Source organism: Arthrobacter sp. NPDC057259 (assembly GCF_042668995.1).
Taxonomy (GTDB): Bacteria; Actinomycetota; Actinomycetes; order Actinomycetales; family Micrococcaceae; genus Arthrobacter.
Genome location: NZ_JBHUYA010000009.1, coordinates 68951 through 84241, shown reverse-complemented (window position 1 = coordinate 84241; position 15291 = coordinate 68951). Strand labels below are relative to the sequence as shown.

The window sequence follows — 15291 nt, the reverse complement described above, 5'->3', positions numbered from 1 at the left end:
AGACCAAACTTGATATTTGAACGTTTGTTCGAAAAGCGAACATTGGCGGTGGTGGGGGCGAGTCACTCCCGGGCCGCAGTGCACAAAGGAGTGAACATGTTACGTCGTACCTTCTCTCTGCTGGCGGCCGCGTCCGTCCTGGCTCTCACGGCCTGCGGCAGTGGATCACCCAGCTCGACGGGCGGCACCGCCCAGGGCGGGGCCGCCGGCGGGGGAGACCTGACCAAGGTCAGCGTCGGCGTCATTCCGATCGTCGACTGCGCGCCGGTCTACCTGGGGAACAAGATGGGCTTCTTCAAGGACGAGGGACTCCAGCTGGACATCCAGACCGCCACCGGCGGCGCCGCGATCGTCCCCGGCGTCGTCAGCGGCAGCTTCGATTTCGCCTTCTCCAACCTGATCTCCGTGATGGTCGCCAGGGACAAGGGCCTCGACTTGAAGTTCGTCGCCAACGGCGCCTCCACCACCGGTGAGAAGGGCAAGGACGTCGGCGGCGTCGTCGTCCCGGCCGGCTCCCCGATCAAGTCCGCCAAGGACCTGGCCGGCAAGACCGTCTCCGTGAACAACCTCTCCAACATCGGCGACACCAGCATCAAGTCCGCGATCGAGAAGGACGGCGGCGATCCCTCCTCCGTGAAGTTCGTCGAGGTGGCCTTCCCGGACGCGCCGGCAGCCATCGCCAACAAGCAGGTGGACGCCGCCTGGATCCTCGAACCCTTCATGTCCAAGGCCCTGGCCGACGGCGGCTCCGTGGTTTCGTGGAACTTCGTGGACGTCAGCCCCAAGCTGGACATCGCCGGGTACTTCACCAAGGCCGACACCATTAAGAACAAGCCGGAGCTGACCCAGAAGTTCACCCGGGCCATGAACAAGTCCCTCGAGTACGCCCAGGCCCACCCGCAGGAAGTCCGGGACATCGTGGGCACCTACACCAAGATCGACGAGGCCGCCCGCTCCAAGATGACCCTCACGCACTGGACGGTCACCTTCGACAAGGACGCCTTCAAGACCCTGGGCGACGCCGCCGCCAAGTACGGCACCCTCTCCAAGGCCCCGAACGCGGGCGACCTGCTGCCGTGAGTGCCGACGCCCTCGCCACCGGCGGCCGCACGACCCGTGCGGGACGCGGCCGCCGTACGGGCAAACGCGCCTTCCCCGGCCAGCGGCTGCTGGGCCTGGCCGGGATCCTCGGATTCCTGGCCACTTGGGAGCTGATTCCTCGGCTCGGCCTGATCGACGCCAAGTACCTGCCGCCGGCCAGTGAGGTGGTGATGGCGCTGGTCCGCGACCTGGGCCTCACCGCGTTCTGGGTCTCGGTGGGGGAGACCATGAAGGCCTCGTTCCTGGGGCTGGTCCTCGCGATCGTCCTCGCCGTCGTGCTGGGCTTTGTGATCGGGTCCAGTACCTTCCTCCGCCGGGCCACCAACTCCACGGTGGAGTTCCTGCGGCCCATCCCGTCGGTGGCGCTGATTCCGCTGGCCGTGCTGCTGTTCGGCGTGAAGCTGGAATCCTCGCTGATGCTGATCACCTACGCGGCCTTCTGGCAGGTCCTGATCCAGGTGCTCTACGGCGTGGCCGACGTCGACATGGTCGCCAACAACACGGCCAAGACCTACGGGCTCGGGCCGCTGGCCCGGATCCGCTACGTCGTCTTCCCGACGGCGCTGCCCTACCTAATGACCGGCGTGCGGCTGGCGGCCACCGTGGCACTGGTCCTGGCCATCACGGCCGAGCTCGTGATCGGTTCCCCGGGCCTGGGCCGGGAGATCGCGCTGGCGCAGTCCGGCGGCGCCATCTCCGGGATGTACGCCCTGGTGCTGGCCACCGGCCTGATCGGCGTCGTGATCAACGCCCTGATGCGGCTGATCGAGAAGAAGACGCTGTCCTGGCACTCCTCCGTCCGCTCCGAGGTGATCCTATGAAAGCCCTGAAAACCCTGGGCTACGTGCTGGCGCTGCCGGTGCTGCTCGTCCTGCTTTGGTGGGCCTCCACCCTGGGCGCGGTGAACTTCTTCGTGCCGACGCCCGCGGCGCTGGTGCAGAAGTTCGCCCAGACCTGGTTCGGCCCGCGGTTCTTCTCGGACGTGCTGCCGAGCATCGGCAGGCTCCTGGTGGGCGTCGTCGCGGCGATCGCGATCGGCGTCGTCGGCGGCGTGGTGATCGGCTCCGTCCGGTGGCTGCGCGCCCTGCTGGAACCCACCCTGGAGTTCTTCCGGGCCATTCCGCCGCCGGTGCTGGTCCCGGTGCTGATGCTGCTGATGGGCATCACCGACTCCATGAAAATCGCGGTGATCATCTCCGGCTGCGTCTGGCCGGTGCTGCTGAACACCATCGAGGGTGTCCGCGCCGTTGACGGGGTCCTCTCCGATTCGGCCCACACCTACGGAATTTCCGGCTGGGCCCGGGTCCGGTATCTGGTGCTGCCCTCGGCCAGCCCGCAGATCCTGGCCGGCGTCCGCCAGTCCCTCTCGCTCGGGCTGATCCTGATGGTCATCTCCGAAATGTTCGCCTCGTCCTCCGGGCTTGGCTTCACCATCGTGCAGTTCCAGCGTTCCTTCGCCATCCCGGAAATGTGGTCCGGCATCGTGGTGCTGGGGCTGCTGGGCGTGACGATGTCGTTCATCTTCCAGTGGGCCGAGCGGAACATCCTGCGCTGGTACCACGGCCAGAAAGAGGTAGAAAATGCAGCCTGACACCACCCCCGAGGCGGGGACCATCCGGCCGGAGGCCATGCTCTCGGTCCGCGGACTGAAGAAGGTCTACCAGACCGACGGCGGCGACATCGAAGCCGTCCGCAACCTCACCTTCGACCTGCGCGCCGGGGAACTGGCATGCCTGGTGGGTCCTTCGGGCTCGGGCAAGACCACCCTGCTCAAGTGCATCTCGGGCCTGATGGCGCCCACCGAGGGCGAGGTCCTGCTCGACGGCAAGCGGGTCTCCGGGCCGCCGAAGAAGATGGCGGTGGTCTTCCAGGAGTACGGCCGCTCCCTCTTCCCTTGGATGCGGGTCCGGGACAACGTGGCGCTGCCGCTGAAAAACCAGGGCGTGCCGAAGGCCGAACGTGACCGGCTGGTGGACGAGGCGCTGGAGGCCGTGGGCCTGTCCCACGTGCCGCGGTCCTACCCCTGGCAGCTCTCCGGCGGCATGCAGCAGCGCGTGGCGATCGCCCGCGCCATCGCCTACCAGCCCGAGGTGCTGCTGATGGATGAGCCGTTCGCCGCGGTGGACGCCCAGACCCGCGCCGACCTGGAAGACCTGATCCGGACGATCTGGAAGAAGTTCGGCGTTACCGTCCTCTTCGTCACCCACGACATCGATGAGTCGGTCTACCTGGGCGAACGGGTCATCATCCTCTCCAGCTCGCCCACGGTGGTCCAGGAGGACATCCGGATCGACCTGCCGGTGGAGCGGGACCAGCTGGAGACCCGGTCCCTGCCGCGGTTCACCGAGCTCCGGCACCACGTGTACGAGCAGATCCAGCTGGCCAAGAAGGGCCACCGCCCCGCCGCGGCGGAGCCCGCCCAGGCCGGCAGTGCGGCCAAACCCGCCTGAGTCTGTCCCGCCTGAGCCTGACACGGCCGCCACCGGCGACACACAACAGCGCCCCGCCGCGGAAGATCCGCGGCGGGGCGCTGTTGTGTCCTGCTGTGTGTCCGGGGACACTTAGGCCATCTTGTTGGCGGCCTCGGCGTCGGACGGGTTGGCGGCACCGAGGTTGGAGCGCAGCTTGGCGCCGAGCTCGGCGTCGACGTTGGTCCAGTACTGGATGGCGCGTTCCTTGATGTCGGCGTTCTTCACGCCGCCCACGGCGGTGGTGATGGTCTCCAGGAACCGGGCCTTGGCGGCGTCGTCGTAGACCTCGCGGTACATCGTGCCGGCCTGGCCGAAGTCGTCATCCTCGGCGTGCAGGGAGTGCGCGGAGAGGGTGAGTGCGCCGTCGTTCTCCCAGCCGCCGGCCGGGTTCTGCGGCTCGACGGCGGCGGGGCCGCCCAGGGAGTTCGGTGCGTAGACCGGAACGGTGGGCGCGTTGAAGTGGTAGCGGGCCGCGCCGTCCTGGCTGTAGTTGTGCACCTCGTTCTTCGGGGCGTTGACCGGCAGCTGGGCGTGGTTGGTGCCGACGCGGTAGCGGTGCGCGTCCGCGTAGGAGAAGATGCGGGCCTGCAGCATCTTGTCCGGGGAGGCGGCGATGCCCGGGACGAAGTTCGACGGCGCGAAGGTGGCCTGCTCGATCTGCGCGAAGTAGTTCTCCGGGTTCTTGGTCAGCTCCATGGTGCCGACCTTGATCAGCGGGTAGTCGCCGTGCGGCCACACCTTGGTCAGGTCGAACGGGTTGAAGCGGTAGGTCTTCGCGTCCTCGTAGGGCATGACCTGGACGTGCAGGTCCCAGGCGGGGAAGTTCCCGGCGTCGATGTTTTCGCGCAGATCGCGGATGTAGAAGTCCGCGTCGTTGCCGGCCAGTTCCGCCGCCTCGTCGTTGGTCAGGGACTTGACGCCCTGGTTGGACTTGAAGTGGTACTTGACCCAGAAGCGCTCGCCCTCGGCGTTGATCCACTGGTAGGTGTGCGAGCCGTAGCCCTGCATCTCGCGCCAGGTGGCGGGCAGGCCGCGGTCACCCATCAGCCAGGTGACTTGGTGGGCGGACTCGGGGGAGAGGGTCCAGAAGTCCCACTGCATGTCGGCGTCCCGCAGGTGCGAGCCCGGCAGACGCTTCTGGGAGTGGATGAAGTCCGGGAACTTGATGCCGTCGCGGATGAAGAACACCGGGGTGTTGTTGCCCACGAGGTCGTAGTTGCCCTCGGAGGTGTAGAACTTGATCGCGAAGCCGCGCGGGTCGCGCAGGGTGTCGGCCGAGCCGGCCTCGCCCGCGACGGAGGAGAAGCGGATCAGCATGTCCGTCTCGGTGCCCGGCTGGAAGAGGGCTGCCTTGGTGTACTTCGAGACATCCTCGGTGGTCTTGAACGTACCGAAGGCACCGCCGCCCTTGGCGTGCACGACGCGCTCCGGAACCCGCTCGCGGTTGAACTGGGCGAGCTTTTCGATCAGGTAGTGATCGGTCAGGATGATGGCGCCGTCGGCACCGACGGACTGCGAGTGGGCGTCCGACGTGACCGGCGCGCCGGACTGGGTCGTGGACACGGGCGCAGAAATGTTCTGAGTCATCATTCTCCTCAATTGTTGTTGTGAACCTAGTTGCTGTGGGCGGGCAGTTTTTGGGTGCGCTGGCACTCTTCGCAGATGCCCTGGTACAGGACGTCGGCGATCTGGATGGTCATCGGTGCGGTCCCGGAGCCCCAGTGCGGGGTCAGGCAGGGGGCGTGGCCGACGGCGCACTCGACGTCCTCCACGCGCCCGCACCCGATACAGACGGCGTGGTGGTGGTTGTCGCCCACCCGGGTCTCGTACAGGGCGGGGGAGTGCGGGGGTTCGAAGCGGCGCAGCATTTGCAGCTCGGTGAGGTCGCCAAGGACCACGTAGACCGACTGCGCGGTGAGCTCCGGGAGTTCCTCCCGGGCGGCGGCCAGGATGCGCTCGGCCGGCGAGTGCGGGTGGCGTTCGACGGCGTCGAGCACGGCCAGCCGCTGCTTGGTCACCCGGCGGCCGTGGGCGCGCAGGGCGTCGGCCCATGCGTCGCTGCTGCCCGGGTTAGCGTTCATGGACCCATTCAAGCATCTATTTTGAGCAAGTCGCAATAAGGCTGGACTTAGTTAGCCTTGCCGTCCCATTAGAGTTGCCGGGTGGGGAAATTCCTGGCTGACATCACGCCGCTACGCGAGAGCCCGGCGTTCCGCCGCCTGTGGCTGGGAACCGCGGCTTCCGCCGTCGGCAGCCAGCTCACCCTGGTGGCCGTGAGCCTGGAGGTGTACCGCCTCACCCAGGACAGCTTCTACGTGGGCCTGCTGAGCATCTTCGCCCTGGTCCCCCTGATTCTCGGCGGGCTGCTGGGCGGATCGATCGCCGACGCCCACGACCGGCGCCGGGTGGCCCTGCTGGCCTCCTCCGTCCTCTGGCTGACCACCGGCTGCCTGGCGCTTCAGGCCTGGCTGCAGGTGGGCAACGTCTGGCTGCTCTACGCCCTGGTGGCGGTCCAAAGCGGCGCCCAGGCCATTAACCAGCCGGCCCGCAGCGCCATCATCCCGGTATTGGTCCGCAAGGAACTGCTGCCTGCCGCGAACGCCCTGTCCATGATGAGCATGGGCCTGTCCATGACCGCCGGGCCGCTGCTGGCCGGCGTCCTGGTGGCCACCATCGGCTTCGCCTGGACCTACACCATCGACGTGGCCAGCTTCGCCTTCGTGGTCTGGGCCCTGGTCAAGCTGCCGGCCATGCCGCCGGACCGGGTGACGCACCGGGCCGGGCTGCGCTCTGTGGTGGAAGGCTTCCGCTTCCTCGGCACCCGACCCAACCTGCGGATGACCTTCGTGATCGACCTGATCGCCATGATCCTCGCCCAGCCGCGGGCCCTGCTGCCGGCCATCGGCGCCCTGATGATCGGCGGCGGTGAGGCCACGGTCGGCATCCTGCTGGCCGCCACCGCCGTCGGCGCCTTCCTGGCCGGGCTGTTCTCCGGTCCGCTGGGCGGCGTCCGCGCCCAGGGGACCGCCGTGGTCTGGTCCGTGATGGGGTGGGGCGCCTCGGTCGCCGGGCTGGGGCTCGTCGTCGTCCTGGCCGGCCGCTCCGGAGGTGCCGGGGTGACGGCCTGGCTGATTCCCGCCGCGCTCTGCTGCGCGCTCGCCGGCATCGCCGACTCGGTCAGCGCCGTCTTCCGCACCACCATCCTGCAGTCCGCAGCGCCCGATCATCTCCGCGGCAGGCTGCAGGGCGTGTTCGTCGTGGTCGTCGCCGGCGGGCCTCGCGTGGGGGACCTGCTGGCCGGCGGCGCAACCAAGCTGCTGAGCGAGGGCTGGGTACTCCTGGCCGGGGGCGTCCTGTGCGCCGTGGCGGCCTGGCTGGTGGCACGGTGGCAGTCCGGTTTCCTGCGCTATGATGCCCGGAACCCGGTGCCGTAGCAGTTCGTTTCCAGAGTGGAACGGGCCCGGTGTTTCCGCACCGGGGGACGGTTCCGGTTTGGCTTGGGAGGATCTGTGCACAACCATCACAACGGCCTGAAGACGGCCGCCCTGTTCGGTGCCCTGTGGGCGGTGCTGCTGGCACTGGGTGCCCTGATCGCGTCCGGGACGCGCAGCTCGGCCCCGCTGTGGATAATGGCGCTGATCGGCGTCGGCACCACCTTCTACGGCTACTGGAACAGCGACAAGCTCGCCATCCGGGCCATGCAGGCCTTCCCGGTCGCAGAGGCCGAGGCGCCGCAGCTGTACCAGATCGTCCGGGAGCTTTCGGCCCGGGCCAACCAGCCGATGCCAAGGATCTACATTTCCCCGACCATGGCGCCCAACGCGTTCGCCACGGGCCGCGATCCGCAGCACGCGGCCGTCTGCTGCACGCAGGGCATCCTGCAGCTGCTGGACCTGCGGGAGCTCCGCGGCGTCCTGGGGCACGAGCTGATGCACGTCTACAACCGGGACATCCTCACCTCCTCGGTCGCGGCCGCCGTCGCGGGCGTGATCACCTCGGTGGGGCAGTTGCTGCTCTTCTTCGGCGGCGGGGACCGCCGGAACGCCAACCCGCTAGCCCTGCTGGCCATGTCCATCCTGGCGCCGTTCGCCGCGTCCCTCATCCAGATGGCGATCTCCCGCACCCGCGAGTACGACGCCGACGAGGACGGGTCGGCGTTGACCGGGGATCCGCTGGCGCTGGCCTCGGCGCTGCGCAAGATCGAACAGGGGGTGCAGCTGGCGCCGCTGCCGCAGGACCAGCGGCTGGTCAACGCCTCGCACCTGATGATCGCGAACCCGTTCCGCGGCGGAGGTATGGCCCGGATGTTCTCCACCCACCCGCCCATGGCCGACCGGATCGACCGGCTGGAGCGGATGGCGGGCCAGCGGCTGGGCTAGGGCCCCCGCCCCGCGACACGGAAAAGACCTGCCGCTGCCGGAATACCGGGAGCGACAGGTCTTTTGCGCGTCGAAAACTGTGCGAGGTTAGCTGCGGAAGTTAACGAACTGCAGGTCGGCCTCGTCGAAGTTCTTCAGCAGGGCCATGGTCTCCTGCAGGTCGTCGCGGGACTTCGAGGTCACGCGGAGCTCGTCGCCCTGGATCTGGGACTTCACGGACTTCGGTGCCTCGTCGCGGATCAGCTTGTTGATCTTCTTCGCCAGATCCTGCCCGATGCCTTCCTTGATGCTCGCCTCCAGGCGGAACTCCTTGCCGGAGGGGTAGGGCTCGCCGGTGTCCAGGGACTTCAGCGAGATGCCGCGGCGGATGAGCTTGGACTGCAGGACGTCGAGGACGGCCAGAACGCGCTCCTCGGAGTTGGCCTTCATCAGGATCTTCTCGCCGCTGAAGTCGACCTCGGCGCCGACGCCCTTGAAGTCGTACCGCTGGGCCAGTTCCTTCTGGGCCTGGTTCAGCGCGTTGGCAACTTCCTGCTTGTCGACCTTGCTGACGACGTCGAATGTGGATTCGCCTGCCATGACTGTCCTCCTGCTATTTGTCGGTGATGTTTCGCTGTGCCGGCCCTCGGAAAGGGCGGTACTTCCTGCCATCCAGCCTAATACGGATGGCCCGGACGGAGCGGGTGCGTTCACAGTCGGCTCAAAGCGAAACGCGGGTGGGAACGAAGGTTGGCCCGGCAGGGTTGAAGGCGTTGACAGAGTTTCACGAAAGGCAGGGCCCATGAGCCGCAAAGCCATCCAATACGTCACCGCCACCACCGCTGCGGCCGCCGGTTCACTGACGACGGCGGCCACCTCCATGGCCGCGGCCGCCCTGGCCGCCTCGGTGGTCCTGAGCCCCACCGCTGGGACGATCGCCCGGCTCGACGGCGTCCACGCCGACCTCGCCCGGGCCGTCCAACTGAACCAGGTCACGTCCGAGCAGGCGGCCCGCTTCGAGGCCAGGCTGGCCGGACGCATCCTCGGCGAATCCTGACCGCAACCCACTTAGCCGCGGCCCGCTTCCGCCGCGTGCTGCCGCCGTCGTTCCGGCCCTTGAGTGGCCTTCACGGGGAGCTGCGGGGCCGATTCGATTCTTCGGCGGAAGTTCTGTAAAGTTGTCTTGCCCGCGGTTGCCGGACACGGAACGAACTGGAAACAGGACGGACCAGAACGGTGGCGCGAGTGATCTTCTTTTGAAGTTCGGCAGATTACCCGAGCGGCCAAAGGGGGCTGACTGTAAATCAGCTGGCAACGCCTACGGGGGTTCGAATCCCTCATCTGCCACCCTCGGAAAAACCTCCGGAACCATCACGGTTCCGGGGGTTTTTCTTTTGCCCGGCGTCACATGCGGGCGCAGACTGCGGGCCACCGCGCCGGTCCGGCACGCCCGGGGTTATTCTGGCGCTGGAAAGGATGCGACATGGAGATCAGCCTGGCGGCGGGAAAGGGAACGCTCACCCTCGACCGGAGCGGCATTCTGCGTCTGAGCTGGGCAAAGGGTTCCTCCGTGGAAGCCGTTGACGCCATGGAATCCGTGCTGGCGGTGGGCAAGGTCAGCGCAGGGCGGATGCTGCCCCTGCTGATCGACATCAGCGACGTCAATGTCAGCGCCGGCGCGAGGAACCACTATCTGGAGAGCCGCTTCGTGTGCGCCGTCGCCCTCGTGGGAGCCACCAATGTGGACCGCGTGGTGGCGGCGTGGATGCGCCGCGGCAATGACTGCCCCCAGCGGTACTTCACCGACATCGACGACGCCGAGGCGTGGCTAAACGGGCTCGAGCGGCCGCCAGTCGCAGGGCATGCGCCCGCCGTCGAACCTACCCCGGCCTAACTCCCGCCGCGGGCGCGAACCGCCGACGAATCCACCCTTGCGCGGGCACCCGGACATCCCGCCCAGCCCGGCGCCGCGGCACCCCACGTCACCCCGCGGCGCGCCGAAAAAGTCATCTTCCGTGCAATCGGTTTGCGGACCCCTACCGGGAAGTAGGGTTGTGCCGTTATTCGTGTTGAAGCATAGGAGCTGAAGTGAAGTCGTTTGCATGTGGTGACGTGGTCCCGGGCTGTGAAGCACGCTGGGTCTGCAGCACTGAAGATGAAATCCTGGTCCAGGTCGGTGCGCACGCCGCGTCCGTCCATGGCCTGACCGAACTGCCGCATGAGCTGGTCTCGTCGGTGCAGAAGTCCATCCGCCCGGTCAGTTGAGTCACGGGGCGGGCAGGTCGGGCCCGGAAACCGGCACGGTAACGCCGCCGGACTGGGACGCCCTGCTCGCCGCCGCCTGCCGCGGCGAGGGCCTGGCGACGGCGTATCAGCCGATCGTGGACACCTCCCGCGGAAGCGTCGTCGGGTACGAGGCCCTCGCACGGTTCCCCGGCTACGCAGAGAAGAACCCTGAGGTCTGGTTTGCCGCGGCACGGACCCACGGCAAGGCCGCCGAACTGGAGGCCGCGGCACTGCGGATGGCCCTCCGGGCGAGGGCGGCACTGCCGGCAAACTGCTTCCTGACGGTCAATATCTCCCCGGAGCTGCTGACCTCCGAATGCATCCGTTCCGTCTGGCGGGACGAGGGCCAGCTGGGCGGCCTGATTGTTGAGCTCACCGAGCAGACCCCGATTGATTCCTACGTCGGCCTCGAGCCCGACCTGAACCAGCTGCGCTCGGCGGGCGCCCTGATCGCCGTCGACGACGCCGGTGCCGGGTACGCGGGCCTGCGCCACCTCCTCGCGCTGCGGCCCTCGATGATCAAGATCGACCGCGAGCTGATCCAGGACGTCGACCGGGACGAGGCGAAGCGGGCCCTGATCGAGATGATGGGGGCCTTCGCAAGCCGCGTCGATGCCTGGATCCTGGCCGAGGGCGTGGAGCGGTCCGAGGAACTCGACGCCCTGGTGGCACTGGGCGTCCCCCTGGTGCAGGGCTACTACCTTGCCCGGCCCGGGCCGCCCTGGGCCGGAATCGAGCTCGACGTTGCCCACCGGCTGGCCAGCTCCCGCAGGGTCGCGGACAAGACGGTCATCAGGGACATCGTGGAGGCGGCTCCTGCCGTCCCGACCATCGCCGCGGCGGCCGATGCCTTCGGAGCCAATCCCGGACTGGAGGATGTGGTCCTGCTCGGGGAGCACCTGCGGCCGGTCGCGCTGCTGGATCCGGGCGCGGCGGCGATGGGCGTGGTCAGCCAGAGTATTCGAGTCAATCTCGACACCCCGCTGGACCAGGCCCTGGCGCGGTCCATGACCCGGCCCAGGGAGCAGCGCTACGAGGCGCTCCTCGTCACGGACAACGCGGGCCGGTTCGCCGGGGTCGCCCGGATGGAGCGCATGATCCTTGCCCTGGCCGCACCCGGAACAGATGCGGTGGAAGGATAGCGGTATGCCCCTTCCTGATTCCTTGTTGGCCGCCGACCTGCCGGACGGCGTCGTTATGCGCATCGTTCGGGAGGACGACGCCGGCGAGCTCGCCGATGCGTACCGCCGCAACAGCGCGCACCTCGCGCCCTGGGAGCCGGTCCGCGGCGAGGACTTCCTGACCGCGGCCGGCCAGCTCGCGAATACCCGGGGGAAGCTGGGGATGTTCGATGCGGGAACCGGTGTGCCCTGGATCCTGCTCTCCGGACGCCGGGTTGTGGGCGGAATGACCCTGAGTGGCATCGTGCGGGGCCCGTTCCTCAGCGCCAATCTGGGCTATTGGGTGGACCAGGATCTGAACGGCCGCGGCATCTGTTCGGCCGCCGTCGCCCACGTCCTCAAAGCCTCATCCACCACCCTGGGACTGCACCGGATCCAGGCGGCCACCCTGCTCCACAACGGCGCCTCGCAGAAGGTGCTGCGGCGCACCGGCTTCGAGGAGATCGGCGTCGCCCCGCAGTACCTGAACATCGCCGGGCGCTGGCAGGACCACCTGCTGTTCCAGCGGCTGCTCTACTGAGCGTCCGCGCGGAAGGCAGCGGCGGACTTCCGAACGCCGATCCGCCGCGCGGCGTCATCATTGGCACCATAGTTACCCGCGGGTAACATAGCTGGCATGCATCTGCTGCTCCGCACCCTCTTCCTCCTGATGAACGCGTCCCGGCGCCCGAAACTGGGCATCTGGGATGCCGCGAGCCTGCCGCTCCGGGTCCTGCCCACGGACATCGACATCGCAATGCATGTCAACAACGGCATGTATTTCTCGCTCATGGACCTTGGGCGGTTCGACCTGATGGCGCGCAGCGGCACCTGGAAGGCCATGCGGCGGCGCGGCTGGACCCCCGTGGTGGCGGGCGAGACCATCGCGTTCCGCCGTTCCCTGCAGCTGTGGCAGCAGTACACCATCGAGACCAAGGTGATCGGCCTGGATTCCAAGGCCATCTACTTCGAGCAGCGGATGGTGGTCGACGGCGAGATTTACGCCCGCGCGCACATCGCCACCCGATTGGTCAGCAAGGGCGAGCCGGTCAGCCAGGAGGACATCCTGCGCGAATTCGGCGAGCCGCCCGCCGGCCTCGAACTGCCCGAATGGCTGCACTCCTGGCGCGAAACCAACGCCCTCCCGGGTGCCCGCCGCCCGGCGCCGCACCTCTGGGGCTGACCGGACGTACTCACCTCCGCGCCCGCCGGGGGACCCGTCCGGGCACGCGTGCGGGGCGGACGCCCGGATGAGCCACGAGCGAAACACCGGCGACTTTCCGGCCCGTCTCGCGTACCGTTGAGAAATGGCAACCGTAGACATTACAGGTGAACAGTTCGCAGCGACCGTCGAGGACAACGATATTGTCCTGGTAGATTTCTGGGCCGAATGGTGCGGCCCGTGCAAGCAGTTCGGCCCCACCTACGCCGCCGTTTCGGAGAAGCACCCCGACGTGGTGTTCTCCAAGGTGGACACCGAGGCCGAGCAGCAGCTGGCCGCCGAGGCCGGCATCACCTCGATCCCCACCCTGATGGCGTTCCGCGAGAAGGTCCTGGTCTTCTCCCAGCCCGGCGCCCTGAACGCCCAGCAGCTGGAACAGGTGGTGGACGCCGTCAAGGCACTCGACATGGAGGAAGTCCACGCCCACGTGGCCCGCTCGCAGGCCGAAGCCGCCACCAAGCAGGACGGCACGCAGATCCCCGACGCCTAGGCCCCACGGCCGGCGTTACAACCAACGCGGGGCCGCCCCAGCCCCATCCTTCCAAGGATGGCGAGCCTGGAGCGGCCCCGCGTTGCGTCGTTTAGGGGCGGTGGGCTGCCCCGCCGGATGGGCTAGACGCGCTCCACCTTCACCGGCTCTGCCAGCAGGGCGCTCATGGACTCGTTCAGGTCCTGGAGGGCGCTGCCCTTCGCGTGGCGGTCAAGGTCCTCCTGGCTGGCCCACTGCTCGGTCAGGACCAGGCGCTCTTCCGTGGCCTCGGTCAGTTCGTAGCGCAGGCAGCCGGGTTCGTTGACCACCTCGTCGATCGCAATCTCGAGGGCAAGCTTCACGCGGAAGAATTCGCCGTCGTTGGGGATGAAAGTGGCTCGCAGATCAATGGGTTCGCTCATGTCCTCCAGCCTAGCTGGCGTCCCCGGGCGGCGCCCCGGGCGACCGAAAGATTTCCTAGGACATCCACGCTTTCCTCTTCTCTTGCCGACGGCGTGTTGGTAGCGTCACATCATGCTTGCGTACACCGCCGGGGACACTGACGTCCCGCTGATCGATGAAACCATTGGCGCGAACTTTGAGCGGATCGCCGCCCGGTTCCCCTACCATGACGCCCTCATCGAGGCCGCCGCCGTCCCGGGCGGTGAAGCCCGGCGCTGGAGCTACGCCAAAATGAACGACGACGTCGACCGGCTGGCCCGCGCGCTGCTCGCCGTCGGCGTCGCCAAGGGGGAGCGGGTGGGAATCTGGAGCCCGAACTGCGCCGAGTGGACCCTGCTGCAATACGCCACCGCCAAGATCGGCGCCATCCTGGTCAACGTCAACCCGGCCTACCGCAGCCACGAACTCGAGTTCGTCGTGAAGCAAAACGGGATGAGGATGCTGGTCACGGCGCCGTCGGACAAGAACAGCGACTACACCGCCATGGCCCGGCAGGCCTTGGCGGAATGCCCGGAACTGAAGGAACTCGTGTTCCTGCCCGCGGGCCAGCCCGGACTCACCGGGGCGGAGCCGGAGAACGACGCCGAGCAGGGCTACGCGGAGCTGCTCCGCCGCGCCGACGACGTCCCCTATGCCGCGCTCAAGGACCGGATGGCGGGTCTGGATCCGCACGACGCCATCAACCTGCAGTACACCTCCGGCACCACGGGCTTCCCCAAGGGCGCCACGCTGACCCACCACAACCTGCTCAACAACGGCTACTCGATCGGTGAGCTGCTGGACTACACCGAACACGACAGGGTGGTCCTGCCGGTGCCCTTCTACCACTGCTTCGGCATGGTGATCGGCAACCTCGCGGCGCTCAGCCACGGCGCTGCCACCATCATCCCCGGCCGCGGCTTCTCGCCGGCCGCCGCGCTGGAAGCCGTCCAGGACTTCGGCGGCACCTCGCTCTACGGCGTCCCCACGATGTTCATCGCCGAGCTGGCGCTGCCGGACTTCGCGTCCTACGACCTCTCCACCCTGCGCACCGGGGTGATGGCCGGTTCCCTGTGCCCCATCGAGGTGATGAACCGGGTGATCGCGGAGATGAACATGCGCGATGTGGCCATCTGCTACGGCATGACGGAGACCTCGCCGGTGTCCACCATGACCCGCAGCGTGGACACCATGGAGCAGCGCACCCAGACCGTGGGCCGGACCATGCCGCAGCTGGAGAGCCGCATCATCGATCCCGTCAGCGGCGAGGTGCTGCAGCGCGGCGAGATCGGCGAACTGTGCACCCGCGGCTACTCGGTGATGCAGGGGTACTGGAACCAGCCGGAGAAGACCGCCGAGGCGATCGACCCCGAAGGCTGGATGCACACCGGCGACCTCGCCCGGATGGACGAGGACGGCTACATCGTGGTGGAGGGCCGGATCAAGGACATGGTGATCCGGGGCGGCGAGAACATCTACCCGCGCGAGATCGAGGAGTTCCTCTACACCCACCCGGACATTCAGGACGTGCAGGTGATCGGCGTTCCCGATGCCACCTACGGGGAAGAACTGATGGCCTGCGTGATCCTCAAGCCGGAGGCCGGCACGATGGACGCCGAGTCCCTGGCCGGCTTCTGCCGCGGCAAGCTGGCGCACTACAAGATTCCCCGGTACGTGGAGGTCCGCGACAGTTTCCCGATGACCGTGTCCGGCAAGATCCGGAAGGTCGACATGCGGCAGGAGGCCGTGGCGCGCCTGGGCCTCTGACCCGGGTCCCCGGCCG

The 15291-nt window shown here is 67.8% G+C and carries 18 protein-coding genes and 1 tRNA gene; 15 read left to right on the top strand and 4 right to left on the bottom strand.

The features are described from left to right. Window positions 1-96: 96 nt before the first annotated feature. The 4 genes from ACFUCU_RS14710 to ACFUCU_RS14695 are packed head-to-tail and all read left to right on the top strand — an operon-like array spanning window position 97 to window position 3551. Window positions 97-1080 carry an ABC transporter substrate-binding protein gene (locus ACFUCU_RS14710; protein ID WP_377973239.1) on the top strand — a complete coding sequence of 328 codons (984 nt, stop codon included), beginning with the start codon at window positions 97-99 and terminating at the stop codon, window positions 1078-1080. Next, window positions 1077-1922, top strand: a complete 846-nt coding sequence (locus tag ACFUCU_RS14705; protein WP_377973238.1) for an ABC transporter permease — start codon at window positions 1077-1079, stop codon at window positions 1920-1922. The genes ACFUCU_RS14710 and ACFUCU_RS14705 overlap by 4 nt, the downstream gene beginning before the upstream one ends. Next, a complete protein-coding gene (locus ACFUCU_RS14700; RefSeq protein WP_290256021.1) occupies window positions 1919-2692 on the top strand; it encodes an ABC transporter permease in 774 nt (257 codons plus the stop codon). Before ACFUCU_RS14705 ends, ACFUCU_RS14700 begins: the two co-directional genes overlap by 4 nt. After that, a complete protein-coding gene (locus tag ACFUCU_RS14695; protein ID WP_290256020.1) occupies window positions 2682-3551 on the top strand; it encodes an ABC transporter ATP-binding protein in 870 nt (289 codons plus the stop codon). The genes ACFUCU_RS14700 and ACFUCU_RS14695 overlap by 11 nt, the downstream gene beginning before the upstream one ends. A 111-nt stretch (window positions 3552-3662) precedes the next feature. On the opposite strand, the gene ACFUCU_RS14690 is transcribed toward ACFUCU_RS14695, so the two are convergent. Together ACFUCU_RS14690 and ACFUCU_RS14685 are read right to left on the bottom strand one after the other, a co-directional pair. After that, entirely contained in the window at window positions 3663-5159 is a 1497-nt protein-coding gene (locus ACFUCU_RS14690; protein ID WP_290256019.1) for a catalase, read from the bottom strand. A 26-nt stretch (window positions 5160-5185) separates the two neighbouring features. After that, window positions 5186-5653: a Fur family transcriptional regulator gene (locus tag ACFUCU_RS14685; RefSeq protein WP_290256018.1), complete on the bottom strand. Its 468-nt coding sequence runs from the start codon at window positions 5651-5653 to the stop codon at window positions 5186-5188. Between the two features lie 81 nt (window positions 5654-5734). Here ACFUCU_RS14685 and ACFUCU_RS14680 point away from each other — a divergent pair, with 81 nt between their 5' ends. Beyond that, window positions 5735-7006, top strand: a complete 1272-nt coding sequence (locus tag ACFUCU_RS14680; RefSeq protein WP_290256017.1) for an MFS transporter — start codon at window positions 5735-5737, stop codon at window positions 7004-7006. Between the two features lie 75 nt (window positions 7007-7081). After that, on the top strand, window positions 7082-7951 hold the full coding sequence (htpX, locus tag ACFUCU_RS14675) for a zinc metalloprotease HtpX (protein ID WP_377973237.1): 870 nt from the start codon (window positions 7082-7084) through the stop codon (window positions 7949-7951). An 87-nt stretch (window positions 7952-8038) separates the two neighbouring features. Here the strand turns inward: htpX and ACFUCU_RS14670 are convergent, their stop codons facing one another. Further along, the gene (locus ACFUCU_RS14670) at window positions 8039-8530 is read right to left on the bottom strand and encodes a YajQ family cyclic di-GMP-binding protein (protein ID WP_377973236.1); all 492 of its coding nucleotides are present in this window, start codon (window positions 8528-8530) and stop codon (window positions 8039-8041) included. A 202-nt stretch (window positions 8531-8732) separates the two neighbouring features. On the opposite strand from ACFUCU_RS14670, the gene ACFUCU_RS14665 reads away from it, so the two are divergent. The 8 genes from ACFUCU_RS14665 (at window position 8733) to trxA (ending at window position 13088) form a co-directional block, all read left to right on the top strand. Continuing rightward, a complete protein-coding gene (locus ACFUCU_RS14665) occupies window positions 8733-8987 on the top strand; it encodes a hypothetical protein (RefSeq protein ID WP_377973235.1) in 255 nt (84 codons plus the stop codon). A 208-nt stretch (window positions 8988-9195) separates the two neighbouring features. Next, window positions 9196-9277 (top strand) — tRNA-Tyr (locus ACFUCU_RS14660). 223 nt (window positions 9278-9500) lie between these two features. Beyond that, window positions 9501-9824 carry a hypothetical protein gene (locus ACFUCU_RS14655; protein ID WP_377973234.1) on the top strand — a complete coding sequence of 108 codons (324 nt, stop codon included), beginning with the start codon at window positions 9501-9503 and terminating at the stop codon, window positions 9822-9824. Window positions 9825-10018: 194 nt separating this feature from the next. Beyond that, the gene (locus ACFUCU_RS14650) at window positions 10019-10195 is read left to right on the top strand and encodes a DUF1059 domain-containing protein (protein WP_290256012.1); all 177 of its coding nucleotides are present in this window, start codon (window positions 10019-10021) and stop codon (window positions 10193-10195) included. Continuing rightward, window positions 10192-11358, top strand: a complete 1167-nt coding sequence (locus tag ACFUCU_RS14645) for an EAL domain-containing protein (RefSeq protein WP_377973233.1) — start codon at window positions 10192-10194, stop codon at window positions 11356-11358. Before ACFUCU_RS14650 ends, ACFUCU_RS14645 begins: the two co-directional genes overlap by 4 nt. 4 nt (window positions 11359-11362) lie before the next feature. Continuing rightward, entirely contained in the window at window positions 11363-11917 is a 555-nt protein-coding gene (locus tag ACFUCU_RS14640; RefSeq protein ID WP_377973232.1) for a GNAT family N-acetyltransferase, read from the top strand. Between the two features lie 96 nt (window positions 11918-12013). Next, window positions 12014-12559, top strand: coding sequence for an acyl-CoA thioesterase (locus ACFUCU_RS14635; protein WP_377973231.1), 546 nt, complete (start codon window positions 12014-12016; stop codon window positions 12557-12559). Window positions 12560-12683: 124 nt separating this feature from the next. After that, window positions 12684-13088 carry a thioredoxin gene (trxA, locus tag ACFUCU_RS14630; RefSeq protein WP_290256008.1) on the top strand — a complete coding sequence of 135 codons (405 nt, stop codon included), beginning with the start codon at window positions 12684-12686 and terminating at the stop codon, window positions 13086-13088. A gap of 122 nt (window positions 13089-13210) precedes the next feature. Here the strand turns inward: trxA and ACFUCU_RS14625 are convergent, their stop codons facing one another. Continuing rightward, window positions 13211-13489: a putative quinol monooxygenase gene (locus ACFUCU_RS14625; RefSeq protein ID WP_377973230.1), complete on the bottom strand. Its 279-nt coding sequence runs from the start codon at window positions 13487-13489 to the stop codon at window positions 13211-13213. Window positions 13490-13601: 112 nt separating this feature from the next. Here ACFUCU_RS14625 and ACFUCU_RS14620 point away from each other — a divergent pair, with 112 nt between their 5' ends. After that, window positions 13602-15275 (top strand): AMP-binding protein, encoded by a 1674-nt coding sequence (locus ACFUCU_RS14620; RefSeq protein WP_377973229.1) that lies wholly within the window; start codon window positions 13602-13604, stop codon window positions 15273-15275. Window positions 15276-15291 lie beyond the last annotated feature (16 nt).